Genomic DNA, 24,129 nt, shown 5'->3' on the forward strand with positions numbered 1-24,129 from the left:
GAGACAACCACCCCATCCAGCCCGTCGGGCGCTTGAGGACACCCGGGCCGGAGCCCGGCCCAGAACCCGACCCGGCCCCAATCAGCCCGTCCGGCGCATGAGGACAAGCGGACCGCAACCCAACTCCGGAGACAACCACCCCATCCAGCCCGTCCGGCGCTTGAGGACACCCGGGCCGGAGCCCGGCCCAGAACCCGACCCGGCCCCAATCAGCCCGTCCGGCGCTTGAGGACGACCCGCCCCGTCCAAGGCCCAGGCACGCGACCCGACCGGCCCACCCCCCGTCACGCCGCAGGCAACACGCGCGGGTCCGCCTCAGGAACGCACCGGCCCCCATCCACCGTGTAGCTCCACCGCGCCCCCCGCTCCACCACTTCCCGAACCGCCGCCGCAAAGCGGTCCAGGTGCTCGACGGGCGTCCCCACACCGAAGCTGACCCGGATCGCGTTGAGGTTCTGCTGCCCCTCCGGCGCGTCCGGCGACCCACACTCCGTCGGCTGATCGGCCCGCCCGCCCAACAGGTGCCGCACCAGCGGGTGCGCGCAGAACAGCCCGTCCCGCACCCCGATCCCGTACTCCGCCGACAACACCGCCGCGAACCGCGAGCTGTTCCACCCCTCGACCACGAACGAGAGCACGCCCACCCGCGCCGACTCGGGCCCGAACAGCTCCAGCGTCCGCACCTGGGGAATCTCCGCCAACCGCGCCCGCAACCGCGCCAACAACGCCGCCTCGCGCGCGACCAACGCCGCCGGCCCCGCCTCGGTGATCGCCCGGCACGCGGAAGCCAACGCGTAGGCGCCGATCACGTTCGGCGACCCCGCCTCGTGCCGGGCCGCGCCGCTCTGCCACTCGACGTGGTCGCGCGAGACCGCCTTGCTCGCCCCGCCACCCGCCAGGTACGGCTCCGCCGCGTCCAACCAGTCCCCGCGCCCCGCCAACACCCCCGAGCCGAACGGCGCGTACAGCTTGTGCGCCGACAACGCGACCCAGTCCACGTCCAGGTCCGCGACCGACACCGGGTGGTGCGGCGCCAGTTGCGCCGCGTCCAGCACGATCCGCGCCCCGAACCGGTGCGCCACCTCGGCCAGTTCCGCCACCGGGAACAGCTCGCCGGTCACGTTCGAGGCACCGGTCACGCACACCAACCGAGGCCCGTCGCCGGAGCCTTCGAGCGCGGCCTCCAGCGCCGCGACCGCCTGAGCCGGCGAGGACGGCGCCGCCAACTGGGTCACCCCGGCATGCCGACGCCACGGCAGCAGCGCCGCGTGGTGCTCGGTCTCGAACACGAACACCCGGGTGCCGCGCGGCAGTACCGAGGCGAGCAGGTTCAGCGAGTCGGTGGTGCCCCGGGTGAACAGCAGCGTGTCGTCGTCCCGCAGCCCGAGGAACTCCGCGACCGTGGCCCGGCTCTGCTCGTACAGATCGGTGGACAACTGCGACAGGTAGCCGGCGCCGCGATGCACGCTGCCGTAGTACGGCAGATAGCCGGCCACGTCGTCCCACACCCGCTGCAGACACGGCGCGCTGGCCCCGTAGTCGAGCGCCGCGTACTCCACCTCACCCCCGGTGACCAGCGGAACGAGCACATCCCGCCCGACCACGGGCAACGGGGCGGCAATGGCGACGTCGGAGTCAAAGGCAACGGAAGCGGTACCGGCGGTCATGGCAAATCTCCTCGGCAGACGGCAACCAACCCCACGCAATGTCGAGAAGTCGACATCAAAACAGCGCAGAGTGATCCCCGGATGAAATGTGGTCTCGGAAAAGCGACGCGCGACGACTCAGCGCGTACGGAATGGGCCGATCAGCCCGTTTCGAGAAAGAGATTTCACGCCATCACATGCTCCCCAGGTACAGGACCCGGTTCGCATGGGGCAATTGCCTGCCACCACACCAGGGGTCCGCGCTTGCCGGGACGCCTGACGACGCCCGACCGTGTCATCACCCGGGGCACCCCACCGCGGAGCGAGGGTTGCCGGACAGCAAGCCGGGGCTTTCCACTGTCACTCGTGACCTGCGCAGAATTATTACCGCAGGAATCGCCGCGCGCAACGACCACCCCATCGCTTCCACATACTGGACACCGCCCCACGCCCCGACGGAGCCCGAACGCGACGACGCCGGGCAGGCCGCCCTCGGCCCACCCGGCGTACACATCCGCCTTCGACTACCCCCGCGCGAACGACCGCGTCACGCCCACCCATCGATCGAGCGCCGCCTGCGCCGCCCCCGAGTCGATCGCCTCCGCCGCCCGCTCGATCCCGGCCGCCAACTGCTGCGTCAACGATCCGTCTCCCGGACCGAGCGCGGCCAGCGCCGCCGCCGAGTTCAACAACACCGCGTCGCGCACCGCGCCCTTCTCCCCCGCGAGCAGCTTCCGGGCCACCCCCGCGTTGAACATCGCGTCGCCGCCGCGCAGCGTCTCGATCCCGTTCAACGCGATGCCCAGGTCGCGCGGATCCACCCGGTCCTCGCGCACGTCGCCGTCCCGCACGATCCACACCTGGGACGTGGTGGTCACGGTCAACTCGTCCAACCCGTCGTCACCGCGGAACACCAGCGCGCTGGCCCCACGATCGGCCAGCACACCGGCCACGATCGGCGCCATCCGCAGATCCGCGACCCCGATCGCGTGGTGCCGAACCCGCGCCGGATTGGTCAGCGGGCCCAGGAAGTTGAACGTGGTCGGCACCCCCAGCTCGCGCCGCGCCTGCGCGGCGTGCCGCAGCGACGGGTGGAAACGTTGCGCGAAGCACAGGGTGATGCCCGCCTCCCCGGCCGTCCGGGCCACCTGCTCCGGCGTCAGATCCAGCACCACGCCGAGCGCTTCGAGCACGTCGGCCGCGCCGCTGGCGGACGACGCCGCCCGGTTGCCGTGCTTGACCACGGTCTCCCCCGCACCCGCGACCACGATCGCGGACATGGTCGAGATGTTCACCGTGCGGGCGAGGTCACCGCCCGTACCGACGATGTCCACCGTGCGGCCGGGCACCTCGATGGTCGACGCGTGCTCGTACATCGCCCGCACCAGACCCGAGACCTCGTCCACGGTCTCGCCCTTGGCCCGCAGCGCGATCACGAACCCGGCCACCTGCACCGGCGTGGCCTCGCCGGTCATGATGTGGTCCATCGCCCACGCCGTGGCATCCGCCGGCAGGTCGTCACCCCGCATGAGCGAGGCCAGGATGTCGCGCCAGGAACGGGCCGCCGGGTTGCCGCCGCTCTGGTACGTAGAGGCCGAGGCGCCCATGGTCCGCTCCCGCAGTGTCATCGGATGAGTCGGCGCCAGCGTACCGACCGGGGCCACCGACACCCGACGGTTATCCGCGATGCGGTCAGGCCGGCTGACGTCCCGCGATGCGCCCGCGCATCAGGTCGGCCGCCGCCGAGGCGAGCGTGCGCGGGTCCAGCGGATGCGCGACCACCGCGTCGGCCCGGCACCAGGTGGCCAGCCACGCGTCCTGCGGGCGACCGACCAGGGTGAGGACGGGCGGGCAGTTGTAGATCTCGTCCTTGAGCTGCCGGCACACGCCCATGCCGCCGGCGGGAGCGGTCTCCCCGTCCAGGATCACGAGGTCCACGCCGCCCTTGTCCATCGCCTCGATCACGGCGGGCTCGGTGGCGCACTCCAGGTATTCAACGAACGGCACGTCGACGGCGGGCCTGCGCCCGAGCGCGAGGGTGACCTTCCGACGGGTGTTGCGGTCGTCGCTGTACACAAGGACGGTCATGGTCTCGCCGCGCGTCATGTCCACCTGCCTGAGTCCGGGTACGGGACGACAACTTGGATCCGCCCCGGATGTTAGCGCTTTTCCCCGCCCAAATGTGGGGCTCGTCACGCCCCGATCCCGGCCCGACCACCCGGGTCCGCCCGACTCACCCGCGCGCCAGCACCTCGTAGCCCTCGGCGTCCCCGCCCAACCGCTGCGCCAGCCCCGCCATCCGGGTGCGCTCGCGGGCCGGTTCGAGGCCGGTGAGCACCTGCTGCCGCGCGATCCGCACCCGCAGCGGCCGCTCGTCGGCCGCCACGACCGTGACCGCCCACCCGTCCGCCGCCAAAATCCGGGTCGCCTCCGCGACCGCGTCGTGGTCCGGCAGGGTCACCAGGTGCCGCATCACGAACGGACCGGTCTCCACGGCCACTCCGGCCGCCCGCATCTCCGCGACCACCGCCGAGTCGGCACGCGCCGGATCGAAGCAGGAGCCGACCACGACCAACGTGCCGTCGTCGACGAGCGCGGGCACCGGCTCGGCACGCCGCCGGCGGAGGAACCGTTCGAGGATCATGCCGCGACGCTACTCGGCCGCGCCCGCCGACCTCGGCTCGGCCCCGGGGGCCACCCGGACGGCCGAATCGCCGTCCTCCGTTCGGGCAGAGTCACCCGCAAGAGTGCTCTTCGCGACGGATTTTCCGACGCCCCCGACGCCCTCGGCGGCCTCGCCGCCCGCAGCCGCCTCACGCGCCAACCGCTCCTCGCGAGCCTTGCGCCCGGCCTCGATCAGTTCGAGTCGATCGAGGCGCCGGTCCTCGCGCACCGCCTCGCGCTCGGACGCCTTGGCCCACTGCACGAACAACACGAGGAAGACGAGCAGTCCGATGATGTCGCCGCTGCCCCACAGGATCCCGCCGGCGGTGCCCTGGTCGGACAGCGGACTCGCGCCCCAGTCGCGACCGAGGTCGTTGTACCAGTCACCGGCCAGCACCGTGGACGAACTCATGATCGCGATGCCCAGCCAGGCGTGGAACGGCAGCGTCGCGAAGACCGCGAGCAACCGCATCGGATGGCTGGCGCGCGGCATCGGGTCGAGCCCGAGCAGTGGCCAGAACCACATGCAGCCGATGATCACGAAGTGCACGTGATTCATGTCGTGCATGAAGGTGTTCCGCAGCGTCAGCTCGTACCAGGGCGTGAAGTACAGCGCGAACGGATTGAGCACGAAGACGAAGCCGGCGAAGGCCGGGAAGGTGACCACCTTCGAGAATCTGCTGTGCAGGAGGGCGTTGAGCCGATTACGCCACTTGGTCGGCAGGGTACGCAGCGCGAGGGTGATCGGCGCGCCCAGCGCCAGGAAGATCGGCGTGATCATCGCCAGCACCATGTGCTGCACCATGTGCACGCTCAGCAACACGGTGTCGTAGGCGGCCAGCGCCGACTCGGTCGCGATCAAGAACGTGCCGAGGCCCAACCCCAGGAACGAGAAGGTGCGCCACCGCGACCACGCGTCCCCACGGGCCCTGAGCTTGTGCACCCCGTACAGATAGAGCCCGCCGAACAACATCGCGACCAGGATCGGGATCGGCTCGAACACCCACCCGGTCAGGAGCCGAATGGGGGTCAGTTCGGGCGGGACGTTCCCGGGGGTCGCGTGTGCCAGGAACATCCCGGCATCGCCTGCAGAGCCACTCACGGAACCAGAGCCTAACCCCGACACGTTCAACGAGGGTTACCCCCCGAAGTGTGGGCAGATCCGGCGACCGCAATAATGGCCGCCGTGGCGACAGCAACTTCACTAGAAACCGGGCCCCCCTCACACGGGACACACGGGACGCTCAACCGTCCCAACTTGGTCAGCATCGGCACGATCGTCTGGTTGGCGTCGGAGCTGATGTTCTTCGCGGCCTTGTTCGCGATGTATTTCACGATCCGGTCGGTCACCGGCTCGGACGCCTGGCGCGAGCATGCCAGTGAGCTGAACATCCCGTTCTCGACGGGCAACACGACGATCCTCGTGTTGTCCTCGCTCACCTGTCAGCTCGGCGTCTTCGCGGCCGAACGCGGTGACGTCAAGAAGCTCCGCATGTGGTTCATCATCACCTTCATCATGGGCGCCGTCTTCGTCGGCGGTCAGGTGATGGAGTACACGGAGCTGGTCAAGGAGGGCACGACTCTTTCGTCGTCGGCTTACGGTTCGGTCTTCTACCTGACCACCGGCTTCCACGGCATGCACGTGACGGGCGGTCTGATCGCCTTCCTGTTGGTCCTCGGACGCACCTACGCGGCCCGACGGTTCACGCACGAGCAGGCCACGGCCGCAATCGTCGTCTCGTACTACTGGCACTTCGTCGACGTGGTCTGGATCGGTCTGTTCTTCACGATCTACGTCATCAGGTAGACGTCCCGACACTCACTACGCAGACGACATTGGACCGGGGTTATCCGTGAAAAAGCTCTCCGCGCGGCGACGCCACCCCTTGGCGGCGATCGTCGTACTCATTTTTGCGCTCGCGGCCACGGGGGGGCTGTACGCCGCGTTCGCGCCCGCCAAGAAGGCGGAGGCCGACGACTCTGCCTCCATCGCGGTCGAAGCGGGCAAGAAGCTCTACCTGAGCGGATGTTCGACCTGCCACGGGCTCGACGCCCAGGGCTCCTCGGACGGCCCCTCCCTGATCGGCGTCGGCGCTGCCGCCGTCGACTTCCAGGTGTCGACCGGCCGGATGCCCCTCCAGCAGCCCGGTGCCCAGGCACCGCGCAAGCCCGAGGTCTACACCCCGGCGCAGATCGAACAGCTCTCCGCGTACGTGGCCTCCCTCGGCGTCGGGCCCAAGATCCCGACGGCGAACATGTACGCGCCCGACGGCAACATCGTCAACGGCGCCGAGCTGTTCCGCACGAACTGCTCGCAGTGCCACAACTTCTCCGGCGAGGGCGGCGCCCTGACCCAGGGCAAGTTCGCACCGCCGCTGAAGAACGTGGACCCGAAGCACATCTACGAGGCCATGCTCACCGGCCCGCAGAACATGCCTTCGTTCCCGGACAGCACGATGCCCGAGCAGCAGAAGAAGGACATCGTCACCTACGTGCGTGAGACGACGCACAAGGAGCCGAACCCCGGCGGTCTCGGTCTCGGCCGCCTCGGCCCGGTCTCCGAGGGCCTCTTCGGCTGGATCATCGCGCTCGGCCTGCTGATCGGCTGTGCGATCTGGATTGCCGCCCGGACCCCCAAGGCCAGGACCAAATGAGTAGCCAGGACAAATCCGAAGTGCCCGAAGAGCACCTGCCCGAGGTTCCCGCCTCGGCACATGTTCCGGCGGAAAGCGACCCGTTCGCCGACCCCGGCCTGCCGGCCCACGAGCCGCGCCGTACCGACATCGACGAGAAGGCGGCCAATCGCGCCGAGCGTCAGGTCGCGTTCCTCTTCGTGATCTCGATGCTGGCCACGATCGGCTTCATCTGGTCGTACGTCGGCATCGACAAAGACCGCATCATCGACATCTTCTTCTTCGGGAAGATCGGCGCCCAGAACGCCGCCCTCGGCGGCACCCTCGGCATCGCGCTGTTCTGCATCGGCGCCGGCGCGATCCACTGGGCGCGCACGCTGATGACGGACGAGGAGATCGTCCAGGAGCGCCACGAGTTCACCTCGGACCCGGAGACGCGCGAGTACGCGATCCGCGAGTTCACCCAGGGTGCCTCCGACTCGGTGATCGGCCGTCGGCCGCTGATCCGGCGCACGATGATCGGCGCGATGGCCCTGGTGCCGCTGTCCGGCGTGGTGCTGCTGCGCGACCTCGGCCCGCTGCCGGGCACCAAGCTCCGGCACACCGAATGGAAGCCGGGCAAGGAGCTGATCAACGAGGCGACCGGCCTGCCGATCAAGCCGGACGACATCGTCAAGGGCTCGCTCACCATGGCGCTTCCCGAGGGTCTGGTCGAGAAGTACGGCCCGGCCGGTCAGAAGGAGGAGCTCTCGCACGGCTGGCTGGAGAAGGCGGGCATGTCCGCGGTCCTGCTGGTCCGGTTGGAGCCGAAGGACATCAAGTCCAAGAAGGAACTGGCCTGGGGCCACGAGGGCATCGTGGCGTACTCGAAGATCTGCACCCACGTGGGTTGCCCGATCGGCCTGTACGAGCAGCAGACACACCACCTGCTGTGCCCGTGCCACCAGTCCACCTTCGACCTGGCGGACGACGGCAAGGTCGTGTTCGGCCCGGCCGCTCGCTCGCTGCCGCAGTTGAAGATCCATGTGAACGAGGCGGGTAACCTCGCCGCGTCGCAGGACTTCGCCGAACCGGTCGGCGCGAGCTTCTGGGAGCGTGGCTGATGTCGAGCGAACAACCCAAGGGCGGGGCCAACAAGAGCACCCCGATCCCGGACAACGCGGCCGTTCGCGCGGCCGACGCGCTGGACAGCCGGCTGGGCATCTACGGCGCGGCCAAGAAGAACCTGCGCAAGGTCTTTCCGGACCACTGGTCCTTCATGCTCGGTGAAGTGGCGCTGTACAGCTTCATCGTGCTGCTGCTGACCGGTGTGTTCCTCACGCTGTTCTTCAAGCCGAGCATGCAGGAGGTCGTCTACGACGGCTCCTACGTGCCGCTGCAGGGCATCCACATGTCGCAGGCGTACGCCTCGACGCTGGACATCAGCTTCGACATCCGCGGTGGTCTGGCGATGCGTCAGATCCACCACTGGGCGGCGCTGATCTTCGTGTCCTCGCTGTTCGTGCACATGTTCCGGATCTTCTTCACCGGGGCGTTCCGCAAGCCGCGCGAAATAAACTGGCTGTTCGGCTTCCTGCTGCTCGTGCTGGCCATGGTCAACGGCTTCACCGGCTACTCGCTGCCCGACGACCTGCTCTCCGGTACCGGTCTGCGCATCGCCGAGGGCGTCGTCCTGGCGATCCCGCTGGTCGGCACCTACGTGCAGTTCTTCCTGTTCGGCGGCGAGTTCCCGGGCGAGGACATCGTCCCGCGCCTGTTCACGATCCATGTGCTGCTGATCCCGGCGATCATGGTCGGTCTGGTGACCGTCCACCTGATCCTGGTCTTCTACCAGAAGCACACCCAGTTCCCCGGCCCGGGCAAGACCGAGAAGAACGTCGTGGGCCTGCCGCTGCTGCCGGTCTACGCGGCCAAGGCCGGTGGCTTCTTCTTCATCGTGTTCGGCATCACCGCCGCGCTCGGCGGCCTGGTGCAGATCAACCCGATCTGGTCCTACGGTCCATACAACCCGGGACAGATCACGGCGGGCTCCCAGCCCGACTGGTACATCGGATTCCTCGAGGGATCCCTGCGCCTGATGCCGAACTGGGAGTGGAACATCTGGGGCCACACGTTCAGCTTCAACGTGCTGATCCCGTCCCTGATCCTGCCCGGTGTGTTGTTCACGTTCATGGCGATGTACCCGTGGATCGAAGGCTGGATCACCGGCGACAAGCGTGAGCACCACCTCCTGGACCGCCCGCGCAACATGCCGGTGCGCACCGGTCTGGGTGTCGCCTGGATCACCTGCTACGGCGTGTTGTGGGTCTGCGGTGGCAACGACATCATCGCGACGCACTTCCACATGTCGATCAACTCGATCACCTGGATCGGCCGGGTCGCCTTCTTCGTCGCCCCGGTGCTCGCCTACCTGGCCACGGTGCGGATCTGCAAGGGTCTGCAGCGCCGGGACCGGGACAAGGTCCTGCACGGTCGCGAGACCGGTGTGATCAAGAAGCTCCCGCACGGCGAGTTCATCGAGATCCACGAACCGCTGGACCCGGCGACGCGGCACACCCTGACCGCGCACGAGCAGCCGAAGCCGTACGCGTTGGAACCGGCCGAGGACGAGAACGGCGTGGCCCGCAAGGTCAAGCGTTCGGACAAGCTGCGGTCGCGGATGTCGCACTGGTACTTCGCCGAGCCGATCGAGAAGCCGACGGCGGAGGAGTACAAGGAGCTGACCAGCGGACACGGTCACCACTGACGCGCCCGGGGCCGGGCTGCTGACGCCACATCGGCACGACCCGTAGGACGCGCAGGAACGACGAAGGGCCCCACCGGGGATAATCCCGGTGGGGCCCTTCGTCGTTCGCCCCGCATCCGGCCGTACAGGGACCTTCCCGGCCGCCCCGCGGGTCGGCGCGGCCCCCGAACGAAGGTCACGGCGCTGGCAAAGGCGCCGACATCGGCCTCACAGCGGCCGGGTCGTCCCCGCTCCCGCGACGCTCCTGGCCAGCCAGTCCGGCCAGTCCAGGTTCCACTCGCCGTAGCCGTTGCCGATCGGCTCCATCGCCTTGGGATCGCCCGTGTTCACCACGGTGACCACGTCGCCGATCTTGACCTGGTCGTAGAACCACTTGGCGTTGTCGGTGCTCATCCCGACACACCCGTGGCTCACGTTGTCGCTGCCCTGTGAGCCCACCGACCACGGCGCGGCGTGCACGAACTCGCCGCTCCAGGTCACCCGGGTGGCCCATTCCACATCGAGCCGGTAGCCGTCGCTGCTGTCCGCCGAGATGCCGACCGTGGTGCCGTCCATCAGCACGTGCGGCGCCTTGCCGAGCACGACCTTGGTGCCGGAGCGGGTGGTGAAGCCCGGCTTGCCGGTGGTCACCGGGACGGTCTTGAGGTCGGTGCCGTTGCGCCTGACCGTCATCGTGTGCGCCCCGGAGTCCACCGTGGCGATCACCGAGTCGCCGACGTCGAAGCCGACCCGTCCGCCGGGACCGCCGTACACGCCGTGCCCGAAGTCGACGCCGAGCAGGCTGGTGAGCACCGCCACCTTCGTGCCGACCGGCCAGTACGCCCTGGGCCGATAGCGCACCGTCTTGTCGTCCACCCAGCCCCAGGCGCCCTCGACCGGCGCGGAGGTGGACACCTCCAGGTGCCGCTCCACCTCGGCGCGCTGCGCGGGATCGGTGACCGGCCCGTGGAACGTGACGGTGATCGGCATGCCCACGCCCACCGTCGAATCGGCGTCCGGCGCCACCGTGTCCACCGTCAACTCGGCGTCCCGGGCGATGGTGGTGAAGTCCTCGGTACGCGTCGTGGTGTGCCCGAAGGCGTCCACCGCGGACGCGGTGAGCGTGTATCTGGTGGCGTAGCCCAGCGGCTCGGAGTTGGACCAGGTCGCGTCGCCGGGCGCGTTGCCCCCGGGCACCACCTTGCCGTCGGGGCCGACCAGGTTCACCGCGTACAGCCGGCCGTCGCGCACGCTGACCACGATCGGCCGGCCCGGCTGCGCGGGTCGATCCGGCCGCACGTCCACCGCCACCTGGGCGACGCCCGTGTCGGGGCGGGGCTTGTCGGCGTCGCGCTGCTTGTCCCAGGTCCCGCAGCCGGCGACGAACACCAGGGGAAGCGTCGACACGAGGGCCGCGCAGAGCCACCGGGGGCGAACAGCTCCATTCCGCATCATGCAAGACCTCCAGCCGTGCGGGGCGAGCGCGGAGCACGCGCGGTTGCCGCATCGAGAGTGGCCGGGATGATCCCAATTCATTCGGATAATCAGACAAACCGCCCGATCGCCCGATTCCGACCACCGGTCGGATCGCGCGATCGGGCGGTTCGCCCTACCGTGTCGGGCCCGATCACGGGCCCGGTTCGCTGTTCTCTTCTTCCTCGGGTCCCGCGCCCTACGCGGCCGGGGCGGCGGGAGCCCCCGTCGAACCGGCACCGCCGAGCGCGCTGCCCTTTACCCACGTCGCCCAGTCCACGTTCCAGCCGCCGAGCCCGTTGCCGGCCTTGACGGTCTTGTCGGTGCTGTTCACGACCTCCACCGGGTCACCCTGGTCGACCAGGTCGAAGAAGGTCTTCGCGTTCGAGGCGCTGAGCCCGATGCAGCCGTGGCTGTCGTTCTGGCGCCCGAACTTGCCCTCGTTCCACGGCGCGCCGTGCGCGTACGTCCCGGACGCGGTCAGGTGCACCGCGTGCCGCACGTTCTTCATGTTGTAGGCGTCGCCGAGACCGACCGTCTCGGAGTCCATCGTGATGCCGTCGACCTTGTCGAGCACGACCATCGTGCCGCCCCAGGTCGGGTAGTTGGGCCCGCCGGCCGAGATCGGCAGGTCCTCCACCTCGGCGCCGTCCTTCTTCACCGACATGTGCTTGGACTTCAGGTCCGCGGTCGCCACCAGCGAGCGGCCGATGGTGAACTTGATGTCCTTGGTCTGCTTGCCGTAGACGCCCGGCGCCGCCTTGGCACCGGTCAGGTTGGCCTTGAGGTTGACCTTCGTACCGCTCGCCCAGTACTTCTCCGGGCGGTAGTCGATCCGGTCGTTGCCGTCGAGGTCCTTGAGCCAGGACCACGAGCCCTGCACCGCGGGCTCGCTGACCACCTTGAGGTTGCGCTCGATCGCGGCCTTGTCCTTGATCGGCGCGTTGAACTTCAGCGAGATGATGGCGCCGACGCCCCAGGTGCTGCCGGAGTCGATGTTGAAGTCGGCCACGAAGGTGTCGTCGGCGGACTTGGTGTTGAACTTGCTCTGCGCGGTGACCTCGGCGCCGTCCGCGTTGGCGGCCTTGGCGGCCACCGTGTAGGCCCCGCCGTTGGCCAGCGGCGCGGTCGGCTTCCAGCCGATGCCGTCGGGGCTGATCTGCCCGTCCACGGTCTTGCCCTTGGCGTCGGTCACCACCACCGACGTGAGCTTGCCCCCGGTCGCGTCGACCTTGAGGACGCCGTCGGTCTCCACGCTCTTGGTGCCGTCGGCGGGAGTGATCGCGATGGTCGCCGGACCGGCCGCGACCTTCTTGTTCGTACCGCCCCCCGTGCCGCCGGAAGTACCTCCGGAACCGCCGGGTTCGGTCTTGCCGCCGTCGGACGAGCAGCCTGCGATGAATATGAGCGGCGCCACCATGAGTCCCGCGAAGAGGCGTATGCCGCCGCCCGCTGCCCCCGTGCGCGATGCTCCGTGTATCCGGGGCACGCGTGTTCCTCCCTCGTCCTGGTACTCCCTTGCGCCCATTTGACGCATCGACCCCCCGTCCAGGTTGCTTCAACCGGCGAACAGTCACACATCGGTGACATTCGAGGGTGTCGGAGTCCCTTGTAGATACCACACAAGGCCGATCATCCTTTCGGATGATCGGCCTTGTGGCGAAACCGTATTGCGTTGGTTGCGAACCGGTGGCCCGCGGCGGCGGTCCTAGTAGCGCTGGTCGGCGCCCCGGTAGAACTCGAAGACCCAGCCGAAGACGCCGATCGCGACGATCGGTGCGGCGAACATCGCCAGCCACCAACCGAAGATGACGCCCAGGAACAGCAGCGCCGAGCCGAGCGCGAGCATCAGCGGCTGCCAGCTGTGCGGGGCGAAGAAGCCCAACTCGCCGGCGTCGTCGGCGATCTCGCCCTCTTCGTTGTCCTGCGCGAGCAGGTCCATCCGCCGCGCCGTGAAGATCAGGTAGAACCCGATCATCAGCGCGAGACCGAAGGTCAGCGACAACGCGGTGGTACCGGTCGGGTCCTCGGAGAGCACCCAGTAGACGATCGTCACGGGCAGCAGGAACACGGCCAGGACGGCGAACAGGACACCGTTGAACTTCACTTCTCGGCTCCCTTCGCCAGCTCGGGCGATGCCTCGGAACGCTCGTCGGTGAGGTACTCCAGCGCGGCGATCTCCGGGTGGTGGAGGTCGAACGCGGGCGCCTCGGAACGGATCCGCGGAATGCTCGTGAAGTTGTGCCGCGGCGGCGGGCAGGAGGTCGCCCACTCCAGCGAACGGCCGTAGCCCCACGGGTCGTCCACGGTGATCTTCTTGCCGTACTTGTGCGTCTTCCAGATGTTGTAGAAGAACGGCAGGATCGACAGACCCAGCAGGAACGAGCCCAGGGTCGAGATCGTGTTCAGCGTGGTGAAGCCCTCCGAGTCCAGGTAGTCCGCGTACCGGCGGGCCATGCCCTCGGCACCCAGCCAGTGCTGCACCAGGAACGTGGTGTGGAAGCCGATGAACAGCGTCCAGAAGGTGATCTTGCCCAGCCGCTCGTCGAGCATCTTGCCGGTGAACTTGGGCCACCAGAAGTGGAAGCCCGCGAACATCGCGAACACCACGGTGCCGAACACCACGTAGTGGAAGTGCGCCACCACGAAGTAGGTGTCGGAGACGTGGAAGTCCAGCGGCGGCGAGGCGAGGATGACGCCGGTGAGGCCACCGAAGGCGAAGGTCACCAGGAAGCCGACGGTCCACAACATCGGTGTCTCGAAGGACAACGAGCCGCGCCACATGGTGCCGATCCAGTTGAAGAACTTCACGCCGGTAGGTACGGCGATGAGGAACGTCATGAAGGAGAAGAACGGCAGCATGACCGCGCCGGTCGGGAACATGTGGTGCGCCCACACGGTGACCGACAGGCCCGCGATCGAGATGGTCGCGGCGATCAGGCTCTTGTAACCGAACATCGGCTTGCGCGCGAAGACCGGGATGATCTCCGAGACGATGCCGAAGAACGGCAGCGCGATGATGTACACCTCGGGATGGCCGAAGAACCAGAAGAGGTGCTGCCACAGGATCGGTCCGCCGTTGGCCGGATCGAAGACGTGTGTGCCGAACTTGCGGTCCGCCTCCAGCGCGAACAGCGCGGCGGCGAGCACCGGGAACGCCATCAGGACCAGCACCGAGGTCAGCAGGACGTTCCAGCAGAAGATCGACATGCGGAACATCGTCAGACCGGGCGCGCGCATGCAGATGATCGTGGTGATGAAGTTGACGGCACCGAGGATGGTGCCGAAGCCCGACATCGCCAGACCCATGATCCACATGTCGCCGCCGATGCCCGGCGAACGCACCGCGTCGGACAGCGGCGCGTACGCGAACCACCCGAAGTCGGCGGCACCCTGCGGGGTGATGAAGCCGGCCACCGCGATGATCGAGCCGAACAGGTACAGCCAGTAGGCGAACATGTTCAGGCGCGGGAACGCCACGTCGGGGGCGCCGATCTGCAGCGGCATGATCCAGTTCGTGAAGCCGGCGAACAGCGGCGTCGCGAACATCAGCAGCATGATCGTGCCGTGCATCGTGAACGACTGGTTGAACTGCTCGTTCGAGATGAACTGCGTGCCGGGGCGAGCCAGCTCCGCGCGCATGAGCAGCGCGAGCACACCACCGATGCAGAAGAAGACGAAGGAGGTGATCAGGTACATCGACCCGATCGTCTTGTGGTCAGTGGTCGTCATCCACTTGACGACGATGTTTCCGGGCTGCTTCCGGCGGATCGGGGGCGGCCCGTCCGGGGCCACGGTCTGTGGCTCACTGAGGATTGTCACTCGTCACTTCTTCCCGTGCGCGTCAACGGGGGCCGGCTCGTTGATCTTGCTGCGCAGCTCGCCGGTCTGGCCCTTCGCGGCCAGCTCCTTGAGGTGCTGGACGTAGTCGGCCTTGTCCACGATCTTCACGTCGAAGAGCATGCGCGAGTGGTCCACACCGCACAGTTCGGCGCACTTGCCGCCGTAGGTGCCCTTCTTGGTCGGAACGACCTCGAACTTGTTCGTACGCCCCGGGATGATGTCCTTCTTGTACAGGAAGTTCGGGACCCAGAACGAGTGGATGACGTCCGGCGACGTGAGGTCGAACCGGATCGACTCCTTGACGGGCAGGTAGAGCGTCGGCCGCTTGCCGGGCGTGCCCTGCTCGTAGACGTCGACCGTGCCGTCGGCGGGGTCGCCCTTGTAGTTGAAGGACCAGCTCCACTGCACGCCGACCACGTTGATCACGTTGTCGGGGTTCTTGGAGAGCTCTTCGAGCTTGGTCTCGTCACGCGCGGTGAAGTAGAAGAAGACCGCGATCATGATGCCGGGGATGACCGTGTACAAAACCTCGATGGGGAGGTTGTATCGCGTCTGCGGCGGGATCTCGATCTTGGTGCGCGACCGGCGGTGGAACGCGACGCTCCACAGGATGAGCCCCCACACCACGGCCCCGACGATCAGCGCTGCAATCCAGGCGCCCTGCCAGAGCGACAGGACTCGCGGACCCTGCTCGGTGACAGGGTTGGGCAGGCCGAGTCTCGGCAGGTCCTTGGAATCGACGGAGCAGCCGGTGGCGGTCGCGGTGACGAGGCCCAGAGCCAGCAGCTGCGGCACCCTGCGCCGCATCCAGCGCCGCGGCGAGCGGTCGGAGCCGTAGGGACTCACGTAGCGCCTTCCCGAATGTCTCGCCCGCGCGCGAGTCGGGGTGGGGAACTTTTCTTCCCTGACGACCCGTTGCGCGGACAGGTATGGATGTTTCTGCGGGCCAAACCCTACTCCAGCCCTATTCGGGTCGCGCGCGGAGGTCTGGTGTGGCGGGCCGGGTTGATGTGACGGTGCGTCCGTTCGGGCGAACGGCCCGAACGCGTCCGGGATTCGGTTATTGGCTACGGTCCGACCCATGGCGTATTTCGACGCGGCCTCCACCGAACCACTGCACCCGGCCGCGAAAGCGGCGTTCCTGAGCACGCTCGACGAGGGCTGGGGCGATCCCGCGCGGGGTTATCACGACGGCCGACGGGCGCGGATGCTGCTCGACGCCGCGCGGGAGACCGTGGCGTCCGTGCTCGGCACCCGACCTGATGAAGTGTCATTCACCACATCCGGGACACAGGCGGTCCAGTTGGGCATGCTCGGCGTGCTCGCCGGACGCCGCCGGGTGGGTGCCCATCTGGTGCTCGGCGCGGTCGAACACTCCTCCGTACTGCACACCGCGGACGCTCACGCGGCCCGTTCGGAGCAGCGCGGAACGATCGCGGAAATCACCCGGACGGGGGTGGACCGTACGGGCCGCCTCGACGTGTCGGCGTTCGCGTCGGCGCTGCGTTCGGACACCGCGCTCGCGTGTGTGCAGAGCGCCAACCACGAGGTGGGCACGGTACAGCCGATCGCCGAGGTGGTGACGGCGTGTCGGGCGGCGGGCGTGCCGCTGCTCGTGGACGCCGCGCAGTCGGTGGGCCGAATGCCGGTCCCGGACGGGTGGTCGGTGTTGACCGCGAGCGCGCACAAGTGGGGCGGCCCGGCCGGGGTCGGCCTGCTCGTGGTGCGCAAGGGCACCCGCTACGTGTCGGCGCTGCCCTACGACGAGCGCGAGGCGCGGCGCGTGCCCGGCTTCGAGAACGTGCCGGCGATCGTGGCGGCCGCGGTCGCCCTGGGCGCGGCGAGCACCGAGTCGGCCGAGGAGGACGCGCGCCTGTCCGGGCTGATCGACCGGATCCGGGCCCGGGTCCGCGAGACGGTGCCCGACGTCGAGGTGGTGGGCGACCCCGTCGAGCGGCTCCCGCACATCGTCACGTTCTCCTGCCTGTACGTCGACGGCGAGGCGCTGCTGGCCGAGTTGGACCGGGCGGGGTTCGCGGTGTCCTCCGGGTCCTCGTGCACGTCCTCGACGCTGACGCCCAGTCATGTCCTGGAGGCGATGGGCGTGTTGTCCCAGGGCAACATCCGCGTCTCGCTGCCGCGCGGCACGGCCGAGGCCGAGGTGGACCGTTTCCTGGCGCTGCTCCCGGGCCTGGTGGCCCGGCTGCGCACGGTGGTCGCGCAGCCGCCGGCGGCGCCCGCCTCGGTCGCCGCCGAGGAGGGCGTGGTGGTCGACGCGCTGGGCCGGCGCTGTCCGATCCCGGTGATCGAACTGGCCAAGCGCATCCTCGACGTCGAGGAGGGCGCGGCGGTCACCGTGCTCTCCGACGACGAGGCGTCGGCGCTGGACATCCCGGCCTGGTGCGAGATGACCGGCCACGAGTTCGTCCGCGCCGAACCCCGCGCGCGCGGCAGCGCCTACGTGGTCCGGCGCCGTTCCTGATCCGCGCCGCGACGACATGGCGCGTGGCGCCGGTCGGGCCGAAGCGGCCCGGCCGGCGCCCGAGGGGCGTCCTCGCCTCAGAGCGGCAGGTGCTCCGCGACCTCGGCCGCGGCCGCGTCGCCGTACGCCCCGGCGAGCCGGCTCAGGAAGGGCGCGCGGCGCAGCGAGTATTCCTGGGTGCCCACCGTCTCGATGACCAGGGTGGCCAGCATGTTGCCGACCTGCGCCGCGCGCTCCAGGGACAGGCCCCACGAGATGGCGGACAGGAAGCCGGCGCGGAACGCGTCGCCGACACCCGTCGGGTCGACCTTGGCCTCCTCGGCCGGGCAGGTCACCACGATCGGGTCCGCGTCGGCCTGCTCCACCCGGGCGCCGCCGGGGCCGAGGGTGGTCACCCGTACGCCGACCTTCTTCAGGATGTCCGCCTCGGACCATCCCGTCTTCTGCACGATCAGCGCACTCTCGTACTCGTTGGTGAGCAGGTACGCCGCGCCCTCGATGAGCCGGCGGATGTCCTCCCCGTCCATCCGCGCCAACTGCTGCGAGGGGTCGGCCGCGAACGGGTAGCCGCGCTCGCGGCACTCGTCGCTGTGGCGCAACATCGCCTCGGGGTCGTTGGCGCCGATCACGACCAGGTCCAGGCCGCCGACCCGATCGGCCACCGGCCGCAGTTCGATCTCCCGCGCCTCGCTCATCGCCCCCGTATAGAAGGAGGCGATCTGGTTGTGCTCCTCGTCGGTGGTGCACACGAACCGCGCGGTGTGGTGGGTCTGCGAGATGTGCACCGACTCGGTGTCCACCTGGTGTCGGTCCAACCACGAACGGTAGTCGACGAAGTCCGCGCCGGCGGCGCCGACCAGGATCGGCGACAACCCCAGGCAGCCCATGCCGAAGCAGATGTTCGGCGCCACTCCGCCGCGTCGGATGTCCAGCCTGTCGACGAGGAAGGAAAGCGAGACCACGTGCAACTTGTCCGAGACGAGCTGGTCGGCGAAGCGACCCGGGAACGTCATCAGGTGATCGGTGGCGATCGATCCGGTCACGGCAATACGCATGGCACGTCTCTCCTGTGGAGTACGGCGAGCAACGGTGCGAACGAGGAAGGGGGTGGGGGAAACCCGCACACATTAACCCACCTCGCTCCGGCGACCCTCGCAAACTACCCATCGGTACACCGTGCCGTCACGCTCCGTGCGAACTAGGCTGGAAATCCCCCGGTGATCAGCCAAGTCGAGGAGTCAGGGAATGTCCCCGATGCCCGTGATGCCCGCGATGCCGTCCCAGGCCGAGCCCGAGACGCTCGACGACCTGCGCGGCGACTGCCGTCACATCGATGCGTCGTGGACCACGCCCGGCCCGGAGCGCACGCCGGCCAAGGCGGCACCCGCCGGCTCGCACGCCCCCGCCACCGACGTGCCCGCGCACGGCGCGACCCTCGTGGCGGGCATGTCCGAGTACGGCGACTGACCGTCCCGGCCCGGCCCGCCGCGGGAACCGCCTCGGCGGCGGGCGCGTCCAAGGGCCATGCGTATCCACGGCGAGCCCGATGACCGCATCCGACCCGAACCCAGCGCGCGCCGGCGCCCGTTGATCACCGTCCTGGCGATCGTCGGGGTGCTCGGCATCGGCGGCGGTGCCTGGGCGCTGCAGGGCGACGGCGACGAGGGGTCACCCCGTTCGAGCGCCGCCGACCCGAGCGCACCGGCGCAGATCGAACCGGCCGCCCCGAGCGACGCCCGGGCCCGACCCGGCGCGCCCGCCACCGGCAACGGCGCGGGCCCCGACACCTCGACGTCCTCCCCCGTGCTGCCCGGGGCCGCTCCGCACACCTATCACCCGGCGCAGCCGAACACCCGCTTCAGCCGCTACACGGTGGCCCCCGACGGCCGCGCCCTGACCGCGTGGTTGTGGGGCGGCCAGTGCGAGAGCGACCGCCTGGTGGTCACGAGCGATACGGCCGACGCGGTGGCCGTGCGGGTGGAGGTCACCCGGACCGGCGACGTATGCACCGACATGGCCGTCGAGAACAAGGCCGACGTGATGCTTCCCACACCGCTGGGCGCCCGCCGGCTCGTCGACGCCGAGACCGGCGCGACCGTCACCCCCGGCGGCAACCCCTTCACCGCCGGCTGACCGCACCCACCCCGGACCCACACACGACGACGCCGCGCCGGCCCCTGCGGGCCGACGCGGCGTCGTGGTTCGGGACGTGTCCCGACAAGGATCAGTGGAACGAGTCGCCGCACGCGCACGAGCCGGCCGCGTTCGGGTTGTCGATCGTGAAGCCCTGCTTCTCGATGGTGTCGACGAAGTCGATGGTGGCGCCGCTCAGGTAGGGCGAGCTCATCCGGTCCGTGACCACGGAAACACCGTTGAAGTCGGCCACGACATCGCCGTCGAGCGAGCGCTCGTCGAAGAACAGCTGGTACCGCATGCCGGAACAACCGCCGGGCTGGACGGCCACGCGCAGCGCGAGATCGTCGCGACCCTCTTGCTCCAGCAGAGTCTTGACCTTGGCCGCCGCCTCATCGCTGAGGAGGATGCCACCGGTCTTGGTGGTCTCGTCCTGGACAGTCATCTGCAAGCTCCCACGTGGTGGTTCGACATTCGTACGCCACTTCCACCGTCGGCAACCGATGGTGGCTCGGCCCTATTCCCACATCATGCTTCGGGCCCTCGCGTTTTACTCATGGTCGCACACCCCCACTCTCGTCAACCTGACATGAACAGGATAGGATGATTAATGTCAAGTAGACGAAAAGAGGTGCGCGCAGTGACCGCGACACACGATCTGGACCTGCCGCCGGGGGTGCGGCCGACGCCGCTCGCCCTGCTGATGCTCGGGCGCGCCGCCGACGCGCGCAGCGAACGCGGCGTCGAGTGTCCCGGCGACCTTCCCTCGCCCTCCGACCCGAACCTGGTGGCGCGGGCGCGCGCGGCCAAGGAGAAGCTCGGCGACAAGGTCTTCATCCTGGGTCACCACTACCAGCGCGACGAGGTGATCGAGTTCGCCGACGTGACCGGCGACTCGTTCAAGCTCGCGCGCGAGGCGGCGGCCCGGCCCGACGCGCCGTACATCGTCTTCTGCGGTGTGCACTTCATGGCCGAGAGCGCGGACATCCTCACCTCCGACGAGCAGCAGGTGATCCTGCCGGACCTGGCCGCGGGCTGCTCGATGGCCGACATGGCCACCTCGGAGCAGGTCGAGGAGTGCTGGGACGTGCTCGCCGAGGCGGGCATCGCGGACGTGACCGTGCCGGTCTCGTACATGAACTCCTCGGCCGACATCAAGGCGTTCACCGGCCGCAACGGCGGCACGATATGCACGTCCTCCAACGCCAAGAGGGCCCTGGACTGGGCCTTCGAGCAGGGCGAGAAGGTGCTGTTCCTGCCCGACCAGCACCTCGGCCGCAACACCGCCGTGCTGGAGCTGGGGCTGAGCCTGGACGACTGCGTGCTCTACAACCCGCACAAGCCGAACGGCGGCCTCACCGTCGAGCAGCTGCGGGCGGCGAAGATGATCCTGTGGCGCGGGCACTGCTCGGTGCACGGCCGGTTCGACGTGAGCTCCGTCGAGGAGGTGCGCGAGCGCATCCCCGGGGTCAACGTATTGGTCCACCCGGAGTGCCGGCACGAGGTGGTCACCGCGGCCGATTACGTGGGCTCGACCGAATACATCATCAACACGCTGGACGCCGCCGAGCCGGGGTCCGCGTGGGCGATCGGCACCGAGCTGAACCTGGTCCGCCGGGTCGCCGCGGCGCATCCGGACAAGCAGGTCGTCTTCCTCGACAAGACGGTGTGCTTTTGCTCGACGATGAACCGGATCGACCTGCCGCACCTGGTCTGGGCCCTGGAATCGCTGGTCGAGGGCACCGTGGTCAACCGCATCCGGGTGGACGCGGAGACCGAGAAGTTCGCCAAGGTCGCGCTGGACCGCATGCTGGCGCTGCCGTAGGCGCAGTCACGTGAGCGAGCGGTGTGTCCCGGAAGCCCCGGGGCACACCGCCCACACGCAGCACGGAAGAGCGATGGTTCGGTCAGCCCGGGATCAGGCCGTCCGCACTCAACATCTTCCTGACCTCGTCCACATGCGCGTCCTCCGCCGGCAGCAGCAGGTCGGAGGGCACGATCTCGTCGTCCGGCACCGGGGCGCCGAGTTCGCGGACCCTGGACAAAAGCGCCGTCAGCCCCGCGCGGAAGGCGGCGTCGTCCCCGCCCTCGAGCGCGGTCTGAAGCTCGCCGTCGAGCCGGTTGAGCGCATCGAGATGCTCCTCCGCGACGTCGAGCTGGCCCTCCCCCACGATCCGCACGATCATGTGCCTTCTCCCTGCTTGTCGAACCGCGGCCGGGGCTGACCCGGGCCGATCGCCGGCGGCGGGGTGCCTCCGGACAACTCGGCCTTCATCCGCTCCAGCTCCAGTTCCACATCCGACGTGCTGGACAAACGCTCCAGCTCGGCGGTGATGTCGTCCTTCGCCATCCCGGTCGGGTCGTCGAGCGCGCCCGAGGCGAGCAGCTCGTCGATCGCGCCCGCACGGGCCTGCATCTGCGCGGTCTTGTCCTCGGCCCGCTGGATCGCGAGCCCGACGTCGCCCATCTCCTCGGAGATGCCGGCGACCGCGCCACCGATCCGCGCCTGGGCCTCGGCGGCCGTGTACGTCGCCTTGATCGTCTCCTTGCGGGTGCGGAAGGCGTCGACCTTGGCCTGCAGTCGCTGCGAGGCAAGGACGAGCTTCTCCTCCTCCGCCTGGAGGTTCTGGTGTTGGGTACCGAGGTCCGAGATCTGCTGCTGCACACCCGAGCGGCGCATCAGCGCCTCGCGGGCCAGATCCTCGCGACCGAGCGCCAGCGCCTTGCGGCCCTGGTCCTCGAGCTTGCCCGACTGCTGCTGCAGACCGGTCATCTGCAATTCGAGCCGCTTGCGGGAGGTCGCCACATCGGCCACACCCCTACGCACCTTCTGCAGCAGTTCGAGCTGCTTCTGGTACGAGTAATCGAGCATCTCGCGTGGATCCTCGGCCTTGTCGAGGGCCTTGTTGGCCTTCGCGCGGAAGATCATCGCCATTCGCTTCATTACACCGCTCATGGGCCTCGCGTGCCCCCTTCGTAGGCAACCCGTGCTGCTCCCTGAAGCCTAAATGCCCAAGCGACCTTGTGGCAGCAGGGCTTTGCCTCACTTGACGTGTTCCCGCCCGCGAGAGTTCCGGATCGTCCTCGTGCCCGATTCGGGGAGCGTTGAAATCTCCCGCCCCTCGAACACGTAGGCTTTGACCGTGTTCCGACGACGTTCCCACGCAGAGCCCGAGACCGCCGAGCAGTCCCTGGAGCGTCTCCAGGGCGAGTCGGCCGTCCGGGACCCCCAGGCCCCGAAGGGCCGCCCCACGCCCAAGCGCTCCGAGGCGCAGGCCAACCGCAAGACCAAGGTGTCCGTCCCCAAGGACCCCAAGGCGGCGCGCAGGCAGGCCCGGCTGCGGATGCGCGAGGAGCGCGAGACGCAGCGCCAGGCGCTGCTCACCGGCGACGAGCGGGCGCTGCCGGCCCGCGACCGGGGGCCGCTGCGCCGGTTCGCCCGCGACTACGTCGACGCGCGCTACACGGTCGGCGAGTTCTTCCTGCCCTCGGCCGTGATCATCCTGATCCTGAGCATCCTGCCCAGCCTCGCGATCAAGAACTTCTCGCTCTTCCTGTGGCTCGCTGTGATCCTGCTGATCATCCTCGACTCGATCCGGGTCAACATGGGTCTGAAGAAGGCGTTGCGGGCGAAGTTCCCGAAGGAGAACCTCAAGGGCGTCACCCCGTACGCGCTGATGCGCTGTCTCCAGCTCCGTCGGCTGCGGTTGCCCAAACCGCAGGTCAAACGAGGCGAGAAGGTCGCATGACGACGATCACCGGGCTGAGCGGCGACCTGCACACGCAGGTCCGCCGCGAGTTGGTGGCCCGCCAACTGGCCGAGCACATGACGAGCCTGCGCGACCGCGGTCCGCTGCGGGTGCTCGACGTCGGCTGCGGGCCGGCCTCGCCCGGCATCCTGCTCGCCCGTGCGGGACACATCGTCACCTCGGTGAACACCGACACCGACGTGCTCACCGCGCTGCACGACGACCTGGCCCGGGAGTCGGCCGACGTGCAGGGGCGGATGCGGCTGGTCGAGGGCGACGGCGCCGAGGCCGGCCGGCACTTCCCGCCGGGCAGCTTCGACCTGGCCATCTGCCACGACGTGCTGGAGGCCCAGCCCGAGCCCGACGGCATGCTCGCCGCGCTGGCCCGGATGATGACGCAGGGCGGCCTGATCTCGGTCACCTCGCGCAACGCCGGCTCGCTGGCGATGCGCGCCGGTGCCGCGGCCCAGTGGACCGCGACGCTCAAGGGCCTGTCCGCGACCACGTACCCCAACCCGGCCGGCGGCACGCTGCGCGCGGACACCGTCGACGGGCTGTGCACGGTGCTCGCGGACCTGGGCGCGCCGGTCCTGGACTGGTACGGCGTGGGCGTCTTCAGCGGCCTCCAGCCCGAGGACGCCGAGCCGCCGCGCGGCCAGAAGGCGTGGACGAACCTGCTCGCCTGCGAGGAGGACGCGTCGCGCCGCGACCCGTACCGGCTGATCGCGCCGGTCCTGCACCTGGTCGCCGAGAAGACCGTGCGCTAGGACGCGCCCGGGCT

At 69.0% G+C, this 24,129-nt stretch carries 24 protein-coding genes and 1 riboswitch; of the genes, 10 read left to right on the forward strand and 14 right to left on the reverse strand.

Going from position 1 to position 24,129, the window contains the following annotated elements:
- Positions 1 to 284: 284 nt before the first annotated feature.
- The 5 genes from ACH4XV_RS12850 to ACH4XV_RS12870 form a co-directional block, all read right to left on the reverse strand.
- On the reverse strand, positions 285 to 1,667 hold the full coding sequence (locus tag ACH4XV_RS12850) for an aminotransferase class V-fold PLP-dependent enzyme (RefSeq protein ID WP_395789111.1): 1,383 nt from the start codon (positions 1,665 to 1,667) through the stop codon (positions 285 to 287).
- A gap of 234 nt (positions 1,668 to 1,901) precedes the next feature.
- Positions 1,902 to 2,018, reverse strand: a riboswitch (SAM riboswitch).
- A gap of 152 nt (positions 2,019 to 2,170) precedes the next feature.
- A complete protein-coding gene (gene trpD / locus ACH4XV_RS12855) occupies positions 2,171 to 3,253 on the reverse strand; it encodes an anthranilate phosphoribosyltransferase (protein WP_395789974.1) in 1,083 nt (360 codons plus the stop codon).
- A gap of 85 nt (positions 3,254 to 3,338) precedes the next feature.
- Positions 3,339 to 3,752, reverse strand: coding sequence for a hypothetical protein (locus ACH4XV_RS12860; RefSeq protein WP_395789113.1), 414 nt, complete (start codon positions 3,750 to 3,752; stop codon positions 3,339 to 3,341).
- Between the two features lie 127 nt (positions 3,753 to 3,879).
- A complete protein-coding gene (locus ACH4XV_RS12865; RefSeq protein ID WP_078977538.1) occupies positions 3,880 to 4,290 on the reverse strand; it encodes a ribonuclease E inhibitor RraB in 411 nt (136 codons plus the stop codon).
- A 9-nt stretch (positions 4,291 to 4,299) separates the two neighbouring features.
- Positions 4,300 to 5,412 (reverse strand): cytochrome c oxidase assembly protein, encoded by a 1,113-nt coding sequence (locus ACH4XV_RS12870; RefSeq protein ID WP_395789115.1) that lies wholly within the window; start codon positions 5,410 to 5,412, stop codon positions 4,300 to 4,302.
- 75 nt (positions 5,413 to 5,487) lie between these two features.
- Here ACH4XV_RS12870 and ACH4XV_RS12875 point away from each other — a divergent pair, with 75 nt between their 5' ends.
- From ACH4XV_RS12875 to ACH4XV_RS12890, 4 genes are read left to right on the forward strand one after another with little or no spacing between them, the layout of a single operon-like run.
- A complete protein-coding gene (locus tag ACH4XV_RS12875; RefSeq protein WP_126638353.1) occupies positions 5,488 to 6,117 on the forward strand; it encodes a heme-copper oxidase subunit III in 630 nt (209 codons plus the stop codon).
- 46 nt (positions 6,118 to 6,163) lie between these two features.
- Positions 6,164 to 6,964 (forward strand): c-type cytochrome, encoded by an 801-nt coding sequence (locus tag ACH4XV_RS12880; protein WP_395789117.1) that lies wholly within the window; start codon positions 6,164 to 6,166, stop codon positions 6,962 to 6,964.
- Positions 6,961 to 8,046, forward strand: coding sequence for a Rieske 2Fe-2S domain-containing protein (locus ACH4XV_RS12885; protein WP_395789119.1), 1,086 nt, complete (start codon positions 6,961 to 6,963; stop codon positions 8,044 to 8,046). The genes ACH4XV_RS12880 and ACH4XV_RS12885 overlap by 4 nt, the downstream gene beginning before the upstream one ends.
- Positions 8,046 to 9,689: a cytochrome bc complex cytochrome b subunit gene (locus ACH4XV_RS12890; protein ID WP_395789121.1), complete on the forward strand. Its 1,644-nt coding sequence runs from the start codon at positions 8,046 to 8,048 to the stop codon at positions 9,687 to 9,689. Before ACH4XV_RS12885 ends, ACH4XV_RS12890 begins: the two co-directional genes overlap by 1 nt.
- 207 nt (positions 9,690 to 9,896) lie before the next feature.
- Here ACH4XV_RS12890 and ACH4XV_RS12895 read toward each other — a convergent pair whose 3' ends face one another.
- The 5 genes from ACH4XV_RS12895 to coxB all read right to left on the reverse strand — a co-directional run bounded on the left by ACH4XV_RS12895 (position 9,897) and on the right by coxB (position 15,830).
- Positions 9,897 to 11,075, reverse strand: a complete 1,179-nt coding sequence (locus ACH4XV_RS12895) for an Ig-like domain-containing protein (RefSeq protein WP_395789123.1) — start codon at positions 11,073 to 11,075, stop codon at positions 9,897 to 9,899.
- A 265-nt stretch (positions 11,076 to 11,340) separates the two neighbouring features.
- Positions 11,341 to 12,630 (reverse strand): Ig-like domain-containing protein, encoded by a 1,290-nt coding sequence (locus ACH4XV_RS12900; protein WP_395789125.1) that lies wholly within the window; start codon positions 12,628 to 12,630, stop codon positions 11,341 to 11,343.
- A gap of 219 nt (positions 12,631 to 12,849) precedes the next feature.
- Positions 12,850 to 13,248, reverse strand: a complete 399-nt coding sequence (locus tag ACH4XV_RS12905) for a cytochrome c oxidase subunit 4 (RefSeq protein WP_078977531.1) — start codon at positions 13,246 to 13,248, stop codon at positions 12,850 to 12,852.
- Entirely contained in the window at positions 13,245 to 14,963 is a 1,719-nt protein-coding gene (gene ctaD, locus ACH4XV_RS12910) for a cytochrome c oxidase subunit I (protein WP_395789127.1), read from the reverse strand. The genes ACH4XV_RS12905 and ctaD overlap by 4 nt, the downstream gene beginning before the upstream one ends.
- Before the next feature lie 3 nt (positions 14,964 to 14,966).
- Positions 14,967 to 15,830, reverse strand: coding sequence for a cytochrome c oxidase subunit II (coxB, locus tag ACH4XV_RS12915; protein WP_395789129.1), 864 nt, complete (start codon positions 15,828 to 15,830; stop codon positions 14,967 to 14,969).
- A 235-nt stretch (positions 15,831 to 16,065) separates the two neighbouring features.
- Here coxB and ACH4XV_RS12920 point away from each other — a divergent pair, with 235 nt between their 5' ends.
- A complete protein-coding gene (locus tag ACH4XV_RS12920; RefSeq protein ID WP_395789131.1) occupies positions 16,066 to 17,466 on the forward strand; it encodes a cysteine desulfurase/sulfurtransferase TusA family protein in 1,401 nt (466 codons plus the stop codon).
- A 77-nt stretch (positions 17,467 to 17,543) separates the two neighbouring features.
- Here the strand turns inward: ACH4XV_RS12920 and ACH4XV_RS12925 are convergent, their stop codons facing one another.
- Positions 17,544 to 18,521, reverse strand: a complete 978-nt coding sequence (locus ACH4XV_RS12925) for a carbohydrate kinase family protein (RefSeq protein ID WP_395789133.1) — start codon at positions 18,519 to 18,521, stop codon at positions 17,544 to 17,546.
- Between the two features lie 190 nt (positions 18,522 to 18,711).
- Between ACH4XV_RS12925 and ACH4XV_RS12930 the strand changes: the two genes are divergently transcribed.
- The gene (locus ACH4XV_RS12930; RefSeq protein WP_078977526.1) at positions 18,712 to 18,933 is read left to right on the forward strand and encodes a hypothetical protein; all 222 of its coding nucleotides are present in this window, start codon (positions 18,712 to 18,714) and stop codon (positions 18,931 to 18,933) included.
- Positions 18,934 to 18,990: 57 nt separating this feature from the next.
- The gene (locus ACH4XV_RS12935) at positions 18,991 to 19,599 is read left to right on the forward strand and encodes a hypothetical protein (RefSeq protein ID WP_395789135.1); all 609 of its coding nucleotides are present in this window, start codon (positions 18,991 to 18,993) and stop codon (positions 19,597 to 19,599) included.
- A gap of 91 nt (positions 19,600 to 19,690) precedes the next feature.
- Here ACH4XV_RS12935 and ACH4XV_RS12940 read toward each other — a convergent pair whose 3' ends face one another.
- On the reverse strand, positions 19,691 to 20,044 hold the full coding sequence (locus ACH4XV_RS12940; protein WP_020553010.1) for an iron-sulfur cluster assembly accessory protein: 354 nt from the start codon (positions 20,042 to 20,044) through the stop codon (positions 19,691 to 19,693).
- A gap of 165 nt (positions 20,045 to 20,209) precedes the next feature.
- Here ACH4XV_RS12940 and nadA point away from each other — a divergent pair, with 165 nt between their 5' ends.
- Positions 20,210 to 21,424, forward strand: coding sequence for a quinolinate synthase NadA (nadA, locus tag ACH4XV_RS12945; protein WP_395789137.1), 1,215 nt, complete (start codon positions 20,210 to 20,212; stop codon positions 21,422 to 21,424).
- An 82-nt stretch (positions 21,425 to 21,506) separates the two neighbouring features.
- Here the strand turns inward: nadA and ACH4XV_RS12950 are convergent, their stop codons facing one another.
- Together ACH4XV_RS12950 and ACH4XV_RS12955 are read right to left on the reverse strand one after the other, a co-directional pair.
- Complete coding sequence (locus ACH4XV_RS12950; protein WP_395789139.1) at positions 21,507 to 21,785, reverse strand: hypothetical protein; 279 nt, start codon at positions 21,783 to 21,785, stop codon at positions 21,507 to 21,509.
- The gene (locus tag ACH4XV_RS12955) at positions 21,782 to 22,543 is read right to left on the reverse strand and encodes a PspA/IM30 family protein (protein ID WP_101897137.1); all 762 of its coding nucleotides are present in this window, start codon (positions 22,541 to 22,543) and stop codon (positions 21,782 to 21,784) included. Before ACH4XV_RS12955 ends, ACH4XV_RS12950 begins: the two co-directional genes overlap by 4 nt.
- Before the next feature lie 199 nt (positions 22,544 to 22,742).
- Here ACH4XV_RS12955 and ACH4XV_RS12960 point away from each other — a divergent pair, with 199 nt between their 5' ends.
- Both ACH4XV_RS12960 and ACH4XV_RS12965 read left to right on the forward strand, forming a co-directional pair.
- Positions 22,743 to 23,348: a DUF3043 domain-containing protein gene (locus tag ACH4XV_RS12960; RefSeq protein ID WP_395789141.1), complete on the forward strand. Its 606-nt coding sequence runs from the start codon at positions 22,743 to 22,745 to the stop codon at positions 23,346 to 23,348.
- Complete coding sequence (locus ACH4XV_RS12965) at positions 23,345 to 24,115, forward strand: class I SAM-dependent methyltransferase (RefSeq protein ID WP_395789143.1); 771 nt, start codon at positions 23,345 to 23,347, stop codon at positions 24,113 to 24,115. The genes ACH4XV_RS12960 and ACH4XV_RS12965 overlap by 4 nt, the downstream gene beginning before the upstream one ends.
- Positions 24,116 to 24,129 lie beyond the last annotated feature (14 nt).

It is taken from the genome of Embleya sp. NPDC020630 (assembly GCF_044334985.1).
Classification (GTDB): Bacteria; Actinomycetota; Actinomycetes; order Streptomycetales; family Streptomycetaceae; genus Embleya.

What these genes read in the sequence shown, in the direction of transcription:
- ACH4XV_RS12850 (WP_395789111.1), bottom strand. Translation starts at nt 1,667, where the DNA reads ATGACCGCCGGTACCGCTTCCGTTGCCTTTGACTCCGACGTCGCCATT.
- ACH4XV_RS12935 (WP_395789135.1), top strand. Translation starts at nt 18,991, where the DNA reads ATGCGTATCCACGGCGAGCCCGATGACCGCATCCGACCCGAACCCAGC.
- ACH4XV_RS12930 (WP_078977526.1), top strand. Translation starts at nt 18,712, where the DNA reads ATGTCCCCGATGCCCGTGATGCCCGCGATGCCGTCCCAGGCCGAGCCC.
- ACH4XV_RS12955 (WP_101897137.1), bottom strand. Translation starts at nt 22,543, where the DNA reads ATGAAGCGAATGGCGATGATCTTCCGCGCGAAGGCCAACAAGGCCCTC.
- ACH4XV_RS12920 (WP_395789131.1), top strand. Translation starts at nt 16,066, where the DNA reads ATGGCGTATTTCGACGCGGCCTCCACCGAACCACTGCACCCGGCCGCG.
- ACH4XV_RS12950 (WP_395789139.1), bottom strand. Translation starts at nt 21,785, where the DNA reads ATGATCGTGCGGATCGTGGGGGAGGGCCAGCTCGACGTCGCGGAGGAG.
- ACH4XV_RS12865 (WP_078977538.1), bottom strand. Translation starts at nt 4,290, where the DNA reads ATGATCCTCGAACGGTTCCTCCGCCGGCGGCGTGCCGAGCCGGTGCCC.
- ACH4XV_RS12965 (WP_395789143.1), top strand. Translation starts at nt 23,345, where the DNA reads ATGACGACGATCACCGGGCTGAGCGGCGACCTGCACACGCAGGTCCGC.
- ACH4XV_RS12860 (WP_395789113.1), bottom strand. Translation starts at nt 3,752, where the DNA reads ATGACGCGCGGCGAGACCATGACCGTCCTTGTGTACAGCGACGACCGC.
- ACH4XV_RS12925 (WP_395789133.1), bottom strand. Translation starts at nt 18,521, where the DNA reads ATGCGTATTGCCGTGACCGGATCGATCGCCACCGATCACCTGATGACG.
- trpD (WP_395789974.1), bottom strand. Translation starts at nt 3,253, where the DNA reads ATGGGCGCCTCGGCCTCTACGTACCAGAGCGGCGGCAACCCGGCGGCC.
- ACH4XV_RS12890 (WP_395789121.1), top strand. Translation starts at nt 8,046, where the DNA reads ATGTCGAGCGAACAACCCAAGGGCGGGGCCAACAAGAGCACCCCGATC.
- ACH4XV_RS12875 (WP_126638353.1), top strand. Translation starts at nt 5,488, where the DNA reads ATGGCCGCCGTGGCGACAGCAACTTCACTAGAAACCGGGCCCCCCTCA.
- ACH4XV_RS12885 (WP_395789119.1), top strand. Translation starts at nt 6,961, where the DNA reads ATGAGTAGCCAGGACAAATCCGAAGTGCCCGAAGAGCACCTGCCCGAG.
- ACH4XV_RS12940 (WP_020553010.1), bottom strand. Translation starts at nt 20,044, where the DNA reads ATGACTGTCCAGGACGAGACCACCAAGACCGGTGGCATCCTCCTCAGC.
- nadA (WP_395789137.1), top strand. Translation starts at nt 20,210, where the DNA reads ATGTCAAGTAGACGAAAAGAGGTGCGCGCAGTGACCGCGACACACGAT.